Raw genomic sequence first — 12,815 nt, forward strand, 5'->3', positions numbered from 1 at the left:
AAAAGAACCCCGGAAGTTATCCGGGGTTTTTCATTTTTATTTCTTCAGGTTGTTATTCAGGAAATCAGTAAATATCGTATAAAGATGCATTCGTGTGTTCCCACCGTAAATACTGTGATTCCGGTTATTGTATATCATCATCTGGAACTGCACCCCAGCCTGAACCATCGCTTCGGCAAATTCCATCGAATTTTGTAAATGAACATTGTCATCAGCTGAACCATGGACCAGCAATAGCTTACCTTTGATTTCAGCTGCATGGTTCAACGGTGAGTTGTCATCGTATCCACTCGGATTCTGCTTTGGTGTCCGCATGTAGCGCTCTGTATAAATCGAGTCGTAATAGCGCCAGTTGGTAACCGGTGCTACGGCAATAGCTGCTTTGAAAATGCCGGCTCCTTTTTCCAGCGAAAGCGCCGACATGAAACCGCCGTAACTCCATCCCCAGATGGCAATATTGTTTTTATCGGTATAAGGTAACGAGCCCAAATATTTGGCCGCATCCACCTGGTCATCCGATTCCAGTTTACCCAATTGCATATAAGTGCATTTCCGGAAATCTTCTCCCCTTGCACCCGTTCCACGCGGATCGACACACGCCACTACATAGCCATCCTGTGCAAGGAATGAATACCAGTCGACACTGAATTTATCGAGCACCTCCTGCGAATTTGGACCACTGTATTGTGTCATCACTACCGGGTATTTCTTATTCGGGTCGAAGTTCAGCGGTTTAATCATCCAGCCGTTCAGCACCACTCCTTCCGAATTCTTAAAGGTGAAGAACTCCTTTTGCGGGATTTGATAGCTAGACAACTTCTGCTTCAATGCTGCATTGTCTTCCAGTACCCTGATGAGTTTTCCACGATAATCGTGAAGCATAACGTACATCGGAGTATTCACATTCGTGAAATAGTTGATGTAGTATTTGAAGCCGTTACTGAAAGCCGCGTCATTGGTCCCTTCCTTTTTCGAAAGTTTGTACTTTTTCTTCTTGTCGAGACTAACTGCATATACTTCGCGGCGAAGCGGAGACTCGGCTGCAGCCTGATAATAAAACAACTCCCGGTGCGGATCATACCCATAGAACTTCGTCACATCGTAATCACCGTCAGTCAGACGCTTTACTTTGATACCGCTAAAATCATACAGGTAAAGGTGATTGTAACCGTCTTGCTCGCTGGTAATCACAAAGTGTTTGTTGTCCGGGAGGAACTTCAGGTTGTCCAGAAAATCGGTTTCGATGTAGCGCTTGTTTTCTTCGGTATAAACCTTACGGGTATCGCCGGTAAACGGGTTCGCAAACAGAATATCCAGTTTGTTTTGCAACCGGTTTTCCAGGAAGACGGCCAATTCATTGCCATTAGGTATCCAGCGAATGCGCGGAATGTATTGGTCGGTTTCTTCTCCCAAATCGACATCGAGCGTTGTCCGCGATTTGATATCATACACATGCACCGTAACCGTAGAATTGGGTTCTCCGGCCACCGGATATTTGTAGGTATAGTTCGACGGATACAAACGGTTCTTCATTAATGTCGGATCTTCTCCCTTGTACATCGGAAAACTGTACGTCGGAACAGCCTCTTCGTTGAATTTCATGAACGCCAGCTTCTTGCTGTCAGGCGACCAGGCAAATGCTTTGTTAAACTCGAACTCCTCTTCATACACCCAATCCGGTGCACCGTTGATAATATGATTTCGCTTTCCGTCGAAAGTAATCTTCCGTTCAGTTCCAAAACGGAGACTCTTTACAAACAGGTTATTATCGCGCACAAAGGCAACCCGCTCGCCGTTGGGCGAAAAAGTGGCCAACTGTTGCCTCCCTTTTTTCGACAGCGGAGTCACTTCTTTGGTGGTAAAATTATATACGTAGTATTGGGCAGTGAATGAGCGCCGGTAAATTTTGTGCTTATCAGTCATCAGCAAAACGCGCGACTCGTCTGAACTGAACTCGTAATCGGTAATTTGTTTCAGGGAATCAATTTTCAGATCGGATACCGACAAAACCGTCGCGACTTTTTTGCCCGTCTTATAACTATACTTCACGATTTCCGTTCCACCTTTCTCAAGCGTTGTGTAATGAAGACCATCCTTCATTGAACGCAATCCTTCTACAGTTTTGGGACGGAAAGTTCCTTTTGCTACCACATCGGCCAGCGTAATCTTTTGCGCCTGAACATGCGGGACAAAGAAAACCATCAATAATACCAGAAAAAATAAACTCTTCCGCTTCTGCATAATGTTTTGGATTAATGAAATTATATCTGTTTACTTATTTCAAACTCTCAAATTTCCAGACCTAAAAAATGTGCCCGAAATAAATTAACCACCAAAGATAAAAATTCAGCGCTCATTCGGGTATGTTGTAGGCAAGGGAATAAAATTCATGAAACCATAAAATTAAGCAGGAGTACAATTTTAGGAGTGTCGAGATTATGATTATCTTTGCAGGCTGAGAAGAAAACAGAGAAACAAATGATAAAAATTACACTTCCGGATAATTCTGTTAAGGAATTCGAACCTGGGGTAACCGGCTTCGATATTGCCCGCTCCATTAGTAACCGGCTGGCAAAGGATGTCCTGTCCATTTCGGTAAACGGGCAGGTTTGGGATTTGACGCGTCCGATTAACGAGGACGCCAGTATTAAGCTGCATACCTGGGACGACCGCGAAGGAAAAGAAACATTCTGGCACTCATCGGCTCACCTGATGGCTGAGGCAATTGAATTCTTCTATCCGGGAACCAAGTTCGGAATTGGTCCGACTGTCGACAATGGTTTTTACTACGATGTTGACCTCCCCGACGGAAAAGTTCTTTCGGATAAGGATCTGCCGCAGATTGAGAAGAAAATGATTGAATTGGCCCGCGAAAAGAATGACATTGTTCGTCAGGAAATTTCCAAGGCTGATGCACTGAAAAAATATACCGAAAAAGGCGACCCGTACAAACAGGAGCTGATTTCGGAGCTGGAGGATGGAACCATCACTCTTTACAACCAGGGTAATTTTACCGACCTCTGTCGTGGTCCGCACCTGCCGAATACAGGCTATATTAAAGCGGTAAAACTGACCAGCATTGCCGGTGCGTACTGGCGTGGTGATGAGCACAACCAAATGCTGACACGTATTTATGGTATCACTTTCCCGAAGCAAAAAATGCTGGAGGAATACCTGGTAATGCTGGAGGAAGCCAAGAAACGTGACCACCGTAAGATTGGTAAAGAGATGGAACTGTTTACCTTCTCGCAACGTGTCGGACTGGGGCTGCCGCTGTGGTTACCGAAAGGTGCCATGCTGCGTGATCAGCTGGAGCAATTCCTGAAAAAGGTACAGAAGAAGTTCGGCTATGAACAGGTAATTACTCCCCATATTGGCGATGTAAATCTGTACAAAACTTCCGGTCACTTCCAGAAGTACGGTGCCGATTCGTTTCAGCCAATTCATACCCCAGCTGATGGAGAAGAGTATTTGCTGAAACCAATGAACTGCCCTCACCACTGTGAGATTTACAGCAGCAAACCGCATTCATACAAGGACCTTCCCGTTAGGATGGCTGAGTTTGGAACCGTTTACCGTTATGAGCAGAGCGGTGAGCTGCACGGATTGACCCGTGTGCGCGGTTTTACCCAGGATGACGCCCATATCTTCTGCCGTCCCGATCAGCTGAAGGAAGAATTCCTTAAGGTTATCGATATTATTTTTATTATATTTAAAGCTCTTGACTTTAAAGATTACACCGCTCAGATTTCACTCCGTGATCCGAAAAACACAGAAAAGTACATCGGCTCGGATGAAAACTGGGAAAAAGCGGAAAGTGCAATCATCGAAGCTTGCAACGAGAAGGGCTTGAATACGGTTACCGAATTGGGAGAAGCCGCATTCTACGGCCCGAAGCTCGACTTTATGATCAAGGATGCGCTGGGACGAAGCTGGCAGTTGGGAACCATCCAGGTTGACTACAACCTGCCGGAACGCTTCGAACTGGAGTACATCGGTGCCGACGACAAACGTCACCGTCCGGTCATGATTCACCGGGCACCGTTCGGTTCGATGGAACGCTTTGTTGCCGTTCTTATTGAGCACACCGCAGGTAAATTCCCATTGTGGTTAACACCTGAGCAAGTGGTGATTTTGCCCATCAGCGAAAAGTATAATGATTATGCGCAAAAAGTTTCAGAATCCTTAAATAATTCCGATATTCGCGCCATAATTGACGAACGTAACGAGAAGATTGGCAGGAAAATCCGTGACAACGAGTTGAAACGTATTCCCTATCTTCTTATCGTTGGTGAAAAAGAGATGGAAGAAAATACGGTTTCCGTTCGCCGACAAGGTGAAGGCGACAAGGGAACTATGCAACTTGACGAGTTCGCAAATTTTGTCAATAAAGAAGTTCGCGAACAATTGTCAGCCTTTTATAGTTAACCGTAATACTAATTAATCAAAGGAGGATTTAGCCATAGCAGTAAAAAGAGGCAGAGGCCCAAGGCCAAAAAGAGAAGACAAACTGAGTTTTCGGACGAATGAGCAAATTCGTGTTCCGGAAGTTCGCGTGGTAGGAGAAAATGTAGAAAATCCGGGAGTTTATCCCACCAGAGAGGCATTACGCATGGCTGATGCCATGGAACTTGACCTGGTGGAAATTTCCCCGAAAGCTGCGCCACCGGTTTGTCGAATCACCGATTATCAAAAGTTTCTTTATCAGCAGAAAAAGAAACAGAAGGAGTTGAAAGCCAAAGCAACGAAAATTGTTGTCAAAGAGATTCGTTTCGGTCCGAACACCGATGACCATGATTACAATTTCAAGCTGAAGCATGCAGAAAAATTCCTTCAGGAAGGTGCAAAGGTCAAAGCGTTTGTGTTTTTCAAAGGTCGCTCAATTCTTTTTAAAGAAAAGGGAGAAATTCTGTTATTGCGGTTTGCACAAGATCTGGAAGAGTTGGGTGCTGTAGAGCAGATGCCAAAACTCGAAGGAAAACGAATGACCATGTTTATTTCGCCTAAGAAGAAGAAGTAATTCGAATTTAAAGATTAGACTGTAATGCCTAAGATGAAAACAAATCCCGGTGCTAAGAAGCGTTTCAAACTCACCGGGAGTGGAAAAATCAAAAGGAAGCACGCGTACAAAAGTCACATTCTGACAAAGAAAACGACTAAGCAGAAGCGTAACCTCACTTACTGGGGTACTGTAGCCGACGTTGACAAGGCTGCCGTGAAGAAGCTTCTCGCAATGAAATAATGTATTTCATTCCTTTTGAACAGAGATAGAAAATATTAGTTACTAACCGGATGATGAGCAACTAAGTGGTTTTGAAACAATAGACCCGCCATTATTCAAATTGTAGAAATTATGCCAAGATCAGTAAATCATGCGGCGTCGAGAGCACGTCGCAAGAAACTCCTGAGCGAAACCAGAGGTTACTTTGGTTCCAGGAAAAATGTCTGGACGGTTGCTAAAAACACATACGAGAAAGGTCTTCAGTATGCGTACCGTGACAGAAAGAAAAAGAAAAGCCACTTCCGCGCATTGTGGATTCAGCGTATCAACGCTGCTGCACGCGTAGAAGGACTCTCCTACTCACAGTTTATGGGTAAACTGAAAGCAGCTAACGTTGAAATCAATCGTAAGGCTCTGGCCGATTTGGCTATGAACCACCCGGCTGCATTCACTGCCATTGTTGAGAAGGTAAAATAAATTTTTTCAGATTAGGTGAAATAAACATTCAGATATAAAGGAAGCTCATTCAGAGTTTCCTTTTTTTATGGCATTCGCCGAAAAGAGTCTTCGGAATCTATCCCTCTTCTTCACGGTGCAAAACCATTCCTACCTTAACAATAATTCGCACCGGCTTTTCCTCAATAATCTTATATTTGTAATTCTTGAAAAGGAATATACACCAATTCGATAAAATTTTATATGAAGATTGCGCTAATCGGTTACGGCAAAATGGGAAGAACAATTGAGGAGATTGCCATTAGCCGCGGCCACGAGATTGTCCTGAAAATTGATGTCAGCAACGGCGCCGATTTAACTGAGGAGAACCTGAAGAAAGCGGATGTTGCCATCGAGTTCACTACCCCCGATTCAGCTGTTGATAACTACCAATTGTGCTTTGCTGCCGGAGTTCCGGTAGTAAGTGGTACTACGGGTTGGCTTTCCCGCAGGAATGAAGTAGAAAATGCTTGTCAGGAAAAAGAAGGCTGTTTCTTCTATGCATCTAATTTCAGCATAGGCGTCAATCTGTTTTTCGATTTGAATCGCAAACTGGCGCGAATGATGAATGCATTCGACCAGTACAATGTGAGCATGACTGAAGTTCATCATACGCACAAGCTCGACGCACCGAGTGGTACAGCTATTTCCCTGGCTGAAGACATCATCCGTGAGGTCAAACGGGTCGATTCCTGGACCATCGATGAGCCGAAATCAATTACCGAATTACCCATCGAAGCCATTCGCGAAGGCGAAGTACCCGGCATACACACAGTTAAATACGATTCCGAAGTCGATTACATCGAAATTACCCACAGCGCCAAAAGTCGCAAGGGATTTGCCCTGGGTGCTGTGCTGGCCGCTGAGTTTTGCCAGGGCCGGAAAGGCATTTTGTCAATGAAAAACCTGCTCGACGAAATGGCTTAAAATGCTATTGAAACACATCATATTCTGTAAGATAAACACACTTTCGAATGAGAAGTATTCTGACAAACAAATGGTTTAAATTCGCCGTCGTAGCCGTATTGTACACCCTGTGGGTTATTTGGCTCGGTATTTACTGGTGGTTCTTCGGCCTCATCGTTATTTTCGATATCTACATCACCAAAAAAGTACACTGGGCTTTCTGGAAAAAGAAAGATCCACCCGGAGGCAAGCAGACCAAGACTGTTGAATGGATTGACGCCATTATTTTCGCAGTCATTGCAGCATCCTTTATCCGGATGTTTTTCATCGAGGCCTACACGATTCCCACCTCTTCCATGGAGAAAACCATGCTGGTAGGCGATTACCTCTTTGTTAGTAAAACGGCTTACGGACCGAAACTTCCCAATACCCCCATTTCGTTCCCGTTCGTGCATCACACCATGCCGCTGACGAAAACAGTGAAATCGTATTCTGATGCCATCCAGTGGAAATATCACCGCTTAAAGGGATTTGGCCATGTGAAACGCAACGACGTGGTGGTTTTCAACTTCCCGGAAGGCGATACAGTCGCTGTCAACATGCAGGCCCAAAGCTACTACCAGTTAGTCAGAATGTACGGTCGCGACCGGGTTTGGCACGACAAACGTACTTTCGGCGATATTATTTATCGCCCAATCGACAAACGTGAGAATTACATCAAGCGTTGTGTGGCCATTTCAGGCGACTCGCTGAAAATTGTCAATGGCCAGGTTTACATTAACGGCAAACCGCAAATTGTCATTCCCGGCCTTCAGTACGATTATATTGTTACCACCGATGGAACTGCCATCAATCCGGAGGCACTCGATCGCTTGCACATTTCGAAGGCCGACCGGCATCGAAACGGTGCTCAGTATATGTTCCCGCTGACTGAAGAGAATGTCGCAAAGCTGAAGAAATTCAGTAATGTGATTTCCGTTGAACGAATGAATATGCCGGCAGGGCGCCCCGATCCGAATATTTTCCCATTCGATCCGAAGGACTATCCCTGGAATGTCGATAATTTCGGCCCGATTTGGATTCCCAAGAAAGGAGCAACCGTTCATCTGACACTGAAGGATCTTCCGTTCTATCGTCGGATTATCCGTGTTTACGAGAAGAATAAACTGGCCGTAAAGGACAGCACGATTTACATCAACGATAAACCGGCTGATTCTTACACGTTCCACATGGATTACTACTGGATGATGGGTGATAACCGCCACAATTCGGCAGACTCACGTTACTGGGGATTTGTGCCGGAGGACCACATTGTAGGTAAAGCATCGTTCATCTGGCTGTCGCTCGATAAAGACAAGTCGTTCCCGGCCAACATTCGCTGGAACCGATTCTTCAAGAAAGTAAAATAATTGTTTATCAATATTCAGACCAAGCCGGTACCTTAAGTACCGGCTTTTTTTTGCCTAAACCTCTCGTATTTTTTCGTTATAAATAAGTGATTATCAAATCCACCGATTAGAGAACTTACACTAAAAAATGCGCTCTTTTGTAATTCCGGAGGCTGAGTAAATACCAATTTGATAAAACAGTCATTTGGCATTTCACACATGGAGCGATTCCCTGAGACGAAATAATGCACAAATAACATCAACCACTCTTGACTCAAGAGATAAACAGATTTTCGAATGAGAAATATTCTGACAAACAAATGGTTCAAATTTAGTTTTGTAGCTGCCGTTTATATCTTGTGGGTAATCTGGCTTGGCATATACTGGTGGTTCCTCGGCCTCATTGTCATTTTCGATATCTACGTCACGCAAAAAGTGCACTGGGCTTTTTGGAAAAAGAAAAATCCACCGGGAGGAAAACAGACCAAGGTAATCGAATGGGTCGATGCCATCATTTTTGCAGTTATTGCGGCCACTTTTATTCGCACATTCTTTATCCAGGCCTATACCATTCCCTCTTCTTCCATGGAAAAAAGCATGTTGGTTGGCGACTACCTTTTCGTCAGCAAAGTAGCTTATGGCCCCAGGATGCCGATTACGCCGGTTTCTTTTCCTTTTGTTCAGCATACGATGCCATTAACTCAATCTGTGAAATCTTTTTCTGATGCCATTCAATGGAAATATCGCCGCTTAAAGGGTTTTGGCCACGTAAAACGAAATGACGTTGTTGTATTCAATTTCCCGGAAGGTGACACCGTTGCCGTGAAAATGCAACTGGAAACAAGTTATTACCAGTTGGTCAGAAGCTATGGGCGCCAACGGGTACGGACTGACAAACGTGCTTTCGGCGACATTATTTACCGCCCGGTAGACAAGCGCGAGAATTACATCAAGCGTTGTGTAGCTATATCGGGAGATTCACTGAAGATTGTGGATGGTCAGGTTTTTGTTAACGGGAAACCGCAAAAAGCGATTTCCGGGCTACAATACAACTATGTTGTAACAACCAACGGAACGGCCATTAACCCGGAAGCACTCGATCGTTTGCACATTTCAAAAGCAGACCGGCACCGAAATGGTGCTCAGTACATGTTTCCGCTAACGGACGAAGACGTTAAGAAGCTAAAGAAGTTCACGAATGTGATTTCCGTTAAACGAATGAATACACCTGAGGGGAATCCAGACCCGAATATTTTTCCCTTCGACCCGAAAGATTATCCCTGGAAGGTCGACAATTTCGGCCCGATATGGATTCCCAAAAAAGGAGCGACCATCAATCTCTCATTGAAAAACCTTACGCTCTACCGCCGTATTATTCGTGTTTACGAGAAAAATAAATTGGCCGTAAAGGACAGCACCATTTACATCAACGATCAACCAGCAGACTCTTACACGTTCCATATGAATTACTACTGGATGATGGGTGATAACCGGGACGATTCAGCTGATTCTCGTTACTGGGGATTTGTGCCGGAGAATCATATTGTCGGTGAAGCGTCTTTTGTCTGGTTGTCGCTCGACAAAGACAAGCCGTTCCCGGCCAACATCCGCTGGAACCGCTTCTTTAAAAAGGTGAGATAACGCCCCTATTCATATTCATTCTTGGAAAAGCCGGTATATTATTTGCTGGCTTTTTTATATCCTAATTTATCTGACAAATGAAAAAAGCACAACCAATCCTAATTTTTCTTTGCTGCCTCCTGATATTGTACAGTTGCTCCACCGGGCAATACATTCATGATACCGCAAGTATCGAACGACAAAAAGAAATGCACCGGAAAAGAACCGGCATCAACGTAGGCGATGTGGCTTTGCAGATGCTCAACATTGTTACACTGGCTTCATTGAATTTGGATATGGAACCGGAAACGACTCCCCGCTCCTTTAAACGAATCAAACTCTATAATCACTCCAACGATACCATGAAGGTGAACCTGGTAACCAATGTTTTCTGGTCGGATGACGAGTACAACGACATCCTCGACATCCGGATTCCGCCGAAACAACACACACGTTTAATGGTGCCGCTGGGAGCCGATTACAACATCTATTTTCATGACTCGGATGAGGAAAAGGACGAAATGATAACCATCAATACTGCAGATTTTAAACGAGTAGGCCTGACACCGGGAATGACGCTCACCGGAGAAAAATAATTGACAGAGAACCATTCTTCTTTTATCAGCTAAGCGGAAAACTGTATCTTAGAGTAACGAAAAACTCTTGAATTATGCAGCGTGGTTTAGTCACCGGACTCATACTCGGAATTATACTGGTTGTTTTTGCTCTGCAAAATGCCATCAGCGTTTCCGTAAAATTTTTGATTTGGCAAATACCGGAAATTCCTCTGGTTTTGCTTCTTTTGTCGGCAATTTTAATTGGCGTGGTGTTAAGTGCCTTGTCCAGTTATCCGGCCAAACAACGTTTGAGAAAGGATAACCGCCAACTAAAAGAACGCATTGACGAACTGGAAGAACAGTTGCTGGAGTACCGCCAGGATTTGGAAGACCTGGAACAGGAAGAACAGAAAAAGAGAGATGAGGGCGACCTGATTCGCGGCGATTCCAACAGTACATTCTTCGACGATTAACGAATATTTTCCAATGACCGAAACACATACTGCTTTACTTTCCACAGCTTACCTGGGACCTGTACAGTATTATTCAAAACTGCTTCGTTACCCCGAAATAATTATTGAACAACACGAGAACTACCCAAAACAAACGTACCGCAATCGCTGCCGGATTTTAGGTGGAAACGGACCACTGACACTAAGCATCCCGGTTGACAAAGGCCCGGAGCTAAAAGTAAAAACCAAAGATGTCCGCATTGCTACCGCAGAAGATTGGCAACGACTTCACTGGCGGACCATCGTTTCGGCTTATAACAACTCTCCTTTTTTCCCTTTTTACCAGGATGAACTGGCCCCGTTTTTTCACGAAAAGAAATGGAAATACCTGTTAGATTTCAATTTGGAGATACAGGAAAAAGTGATGGAATTGCTGGAAATAGATGTTCAGATTAAACTGTCGACTGAGTTCATAAAAGAGGAAACGGAAGATATGCTCGATTTGCGCGAGGTAATCCATCCTAAAAAACGAAGAAGCAAACCAGACCCACACTTTTCTCCTGAGCCCTACACGCAGGTATTTGAAGAAAAATTCGAATTTCAGCCCAACCTGTCTGTTATCGATTTACTATTCAACGAGGGCCCCGAATCATTGAGTATTCTGGAGGAGTGTTTTAAGGAATAGATGTAAGTGAAGGCCTAGATTACCTCCATCACAAATTTCTGAATAATTTCGCGGTGATCGAAGGCCATTTCCGGTAACGAAATAATGGGAAACCATTCGGCTTCCAGGGCATCGTCGCCACCTTTCACCGGAACAGGTTCGGGAATCTGCCCCGTAAATACCACCGAAATCGTACGGGCCCGCGGGTCCCGATCGACAGCATCGAAGGTATAAAACTGCTTCAGCGCCACACCGGTTAAAGCGGTTTCCTCTTCAAGCTCCCTTTGACAAGATTCGGCCAGCGTTTCGTCCATATTCACAAACCCTCCGGGCAACGCCCATTTTCCCTCAAAAGGATATGCTTTTCGACGAATAAGCAGCACCCACTGCTCGCCGTTACGTTCTGCTGTTACTATGGCATCAACTGTTATTGCCGGCCGGGGATATTGATAAGTGTAGGACATATAATTACAAAACATTACTTTGAGAGCAATTCATCATATTTACTTATGCGAACTACTCTCTGCTACAAATAATCCAAACGCAACAAAGATTCAAAAAAATTCCGCCATCTCATCATTGCTCACTCCTCTTTTTTCTTTTGGGAATAAAGCCAGATTAAATAAGCCACAATAACAATGGCTAAGATGTATCCGATGAAATGCAAATGGCTCATAAAATTCGAATTTAATTAACCATCAATGATTCTCTTCATTAGGCGCATCTTGTGCGTATATTTTCGGGTCTCTGCATTGTAAATTCCAAACTGGTCGACGTTGTCGATTCTCACTTTTCCGGAAGAGTGAATAATCTTGTTCCGCTCCCAGATGATCCCCACATGCGTAATTAAACCTTCGTCGTTATCAAAAAACGCCAAATCGCCTGGTTGTGCTTCGTCAACAAAACTGAGATGCTGACCAATCTGAACCTGCTGCGATGCATCACGCGGAATAGGTATTCCCACCATTTTATACAGAACCTGTGTCAATCCCGAACAATCAACGCCCAAAGGAGAACGACCACCCCACAAATACGGCGCATTGAAATATTTCAACGCGTTTTCGATAATGGTAGCTCTTACATCGGGCGGCGATTCAATCGTTACATTTCCCTTTATTGTATATAACGAATCGTCGATCCGAAAGGTTTTATCCGACTGATTATAAAAAGGTAAGGAACTGCCCGCGACAATCAAAAAATTATTGTAGCTATCCGAGCTTTGAACAATATTGAATACATCTGTTGTTACTACTGCAGGAAGTTGCTGCAGTTGTGTTATGAGTGTATTATCCACTTCGTTGACCATTTTCCGGTCAATCCATCCCTCGTATCCATCAAGCTCAATCCGGATGCGGGTCCACTTCTCAGTTTCTTCCAAAATGGCGTAATGTTCACCAAACAGAACTTGTGTGCACATTTCACTCTTCTCGGTCGGCTCTGTCCGAACCGGTATTATACTGAGATTGGAGATTCCGTATCTCATCAAAATAATTATTATTTTTGGTATTAAAC

The 12,815-nt window shown here is 44.2% G+C and carries 13 protein-coding genes; 10 read left to right on the top strand and 3 right to left on the bottom strand.

Annotation, left to right across the window (positions count from 1 at the left end; all coding sequences use genetic code 11):
• Positions 1 to 36 precede the first annotated feature (36 nt).
• Entirely contained in the window at positions 37 to 2,241 is a 2,205-nt protein-coding gene (locus GJU87_RS10320) for a S9 family peptidase (protein WP_153639448.1), read from the bottom strand.
• Between the two features lie 237 nt (positions 2,242 to 2,478).
• Between GJU87_RS10320 and thrS the strand changes: the two genes are divergently transcribed.
• The 10 genes from thrS (at position 2,479) to GJU87_RS10370 (ending at position 11,324) form a co-directional block, all read left to right on the top strand.
• Complete coding sequence (gene thrS, locus GJU87_RS10325; protein WP_153639449.1) at positions 2,479 to 4,428, top strand: threonine--tRNA ligase; 1,950 nt, start codon at positions 2,479 to 2,481, stop codon at positions 4,426 to 4,428.
• An 82-nt stretch (positions 4,429 to 4,510) separates the two neighbouring features.
• Complete coding sequence (infC, locus tag GJU87_RS10330; RefSeq protein ID WP_153639450.1) at positions 4,511 to 5,020, top strand: translation initiation factor IF-3; 510 nt, start codon at positions 4,511 to 4,513, stop codon at positions 5,018 to 5,020.
• Between the two features lie 24 nt (positions 5,021 to 5,044).
• Entirely contained in the window at positions 5,045 to 5,242 is a 198-nt protein-coding gene (gene rpmI / locus GJU87_RS10335; protein WP_106542613.1) for a 50S ribosomal protein L35, read from the top strand.
• A 111-nt stretch (positions 5,243 to 5,353) separates the two neighbouring features.
• A complete protein-coding gene (gene rplT / locus GJU87_RS10340) occupies positions 5,354 to 5,698 on the top strand; it encodes a 50S ribosomal protein L20 (protein ID WP_153639451.1) in 345 nt (114 codons plus the stop codon).
• Positions 5,699 to 5,920: 222 nt separating this feature from the next.
• Positions 5,921 to 6,643, top strand: a complete 723-nt coding sequence (gene dapB / locus GJU87_RS10345; RefSeq protein ID WP_153639452.1) for a 4-hydroxy-tetrahydrodipicolinate reductase — start codon at positions 5,921 to 5,923, stop codon at positions 6,641 to 6,643.
• Positions 6,644 to 6,690: 47 nt separating this feature from the next.
• Positions 6,691 to 8,031, top strand: coding sequence for a signal peptidase I (gene lepB / locus GJU87_RS10350; RefSeq protein ID WP_153639453.1), 1,341 nt, complete (start codon positions 6,691 to 6,693; stop codon positions 8,029 to 8,031).
• 276 nt (positions 8,032 to 8,307) lie between these two features.
• Positions 8,308 to 9,651 carry a signal peptidase I gene (lepB, locus tag GJU87_RS10355; RefSeq protein ID WP_153639454.1) on the top strand — a complete coding sequence of 448 codons (1,344 nt, stop codon included), beginning with the start codon at positions 8,308 to 8,310 and terminating at the stop codon, positions 9,649 to 9,651.
• 77 nt (positions 9,652 to 9,728) lie between these two features.
• Positions 9,729 to 10,226, top strand: coding sequence for a hypothetical protein (locus GJU87_RS10360; RefSeq protein WP_153639455.1), 498 nt, complete (start codon positions 9,729 to 9,731; stop codon positions 10,224 to 10,226).
• 74 nt (positions 10,227 to 10,300) lie between these two features.
• The gene (locus tag GJU87_RS10365; protein ID WP_153639456.1) at positions 10,301 to 10,660 is read left to right on the top strand and encodes a lipopolysaccharide assembly LapA domain-containing protein; all 360 of its coding nucleotides are present in this window, start codon (positions 10,301 to 10,303) and stop codon (positions 10,658 to 10,660) included.
• Positions 10,661 to 10,673: 13 nt separating this feature from the next.
• The gene (locus GJU87_RS10370; RefSeq protein WP_153639457.1) at positions 10,674 to 11,324 is read left to right on the top strand and encodes a WbqC family protein; all 651 of its coding nucleotides are present in this window, start codon (positions 10,674 to 10,676) and stop codon (positions 11,322 to 11,324) included.
• Between the two features lie 14 nt (positions 11,325 to 11,338).
• Here GJU87_RS10370 and GJU87_RS10375 read toward each other — a convergent pair whose 3' ends face one another.
• Together GJU87_RS10375 and GJU87_RS10380 are read right to left on the bottom strand one after the other, a co-directional pair.
• Entirely contained in the window at positions 11,339 to 11,767 is a 429-nt protein-coding gene (locus GJU87_RS10375) for an NUDIX hydrolase (RefSeq protein ID WP_153639458.1), read from the bottom strand.
• 227 nt (positions 11,768 to 11,994) lie between these two features.
• Entirely contained in the window at positions 11,995 to 12,786 is a 792-nt protein-coding gene (locus tag GJU87_RS10380) for a C40 family peptidase (protein ID WP_153639459.1), read from the bottom strand.
• Positions 12,787 to 12,815: the final 29 nt, after the last annotated feature.

This window comes from Prolixibacter sp. NT017 (genome assembly GCF_009617875.1).
Taxonomy (GTDB): domain Bacteria; phylum Bacteroidota; class Bacteroidia; order Bacteroidales; family Prolixibacteraceae; genus Prolixibacter.

Coding starts and splice junctions, on each gene's coding strand:
- GJU87_RS10320 (WP_153639448.1), bottom strand. CDS start 2,241: ATGCAGAAGCGGAAGAGTTTATTTTTTCTGGTATTATTGATGGTTTTC.
- thrS (WP_153639449.1), top strand. CDS start 2,479: ATGATAAAAATTACACTTCCGGATAATTCTGTTAAGGAATTCGAACCT.
- rpmI (WP_106542613.1), top strand. CDS start 5,045: ATGCCTAAGATGAAAACAAATCCCGGTGCTAAGAAGCGTTTCAAACTC.
- rplT (WP_153639451.1), top strand. CDS start 5,354: ATGCCAAGATCAGTAAATCATGCGGCGTCGAGAGCACGTCGCAAGAAA.
- dapB (WP_153639452.1), top strand. CDS start 5,921: ATGAAGATTGCGCTAATCGGTTACGGCAAAATGGGAAGAACAATTGAG.
- lepB (WP_153639453.1), top strand. CDS start 6,691: ATGAGAAGTATTCTGACAAACAAATGGTTTAAATTCGCCGTCGTAGCC.
- lepB (WP_153639454.1), top strand. CDS start 8,308: ATGAGAAATATTCTGACAAACAAATGGTTCAAATTTAGTTTTGTAGCT.
- GJU87_RS10360 (WP_153639455.1), top strand. CDS start 9,729: ATGAAAAAAGCACAACCAATCCTAATTTTTCTTTGCTGCCTCCTGATA.
- GJU87_RS10365 (WP_153639456.1), top strand. CDS start 10,301: ATGCAGCGTGGTTTAGTCACCGGACTCATACTCGGAATTATACTGGTT.
- GJU87_RS10370 (WP_153639457.1), top strand. CDS start 10,674: ATGACCGAAACACATACTGCTTTACTTTCCACAGCTTACCTGGGACCT.
- GJU87_RS10375 (WP_153639458.1), bottom strand. CDS start 11,767: ATGTCCTACACTTATCAATATCCCCGGCCGGCAATAACAGTTGATGCC.
- GJU87_RS10380 (WP_153639459.1), bottom strand. CDS start 12,786: ATGAGATACGGAATCTCCAATCTCAGTATAATACCGGTTCGGACAGAG.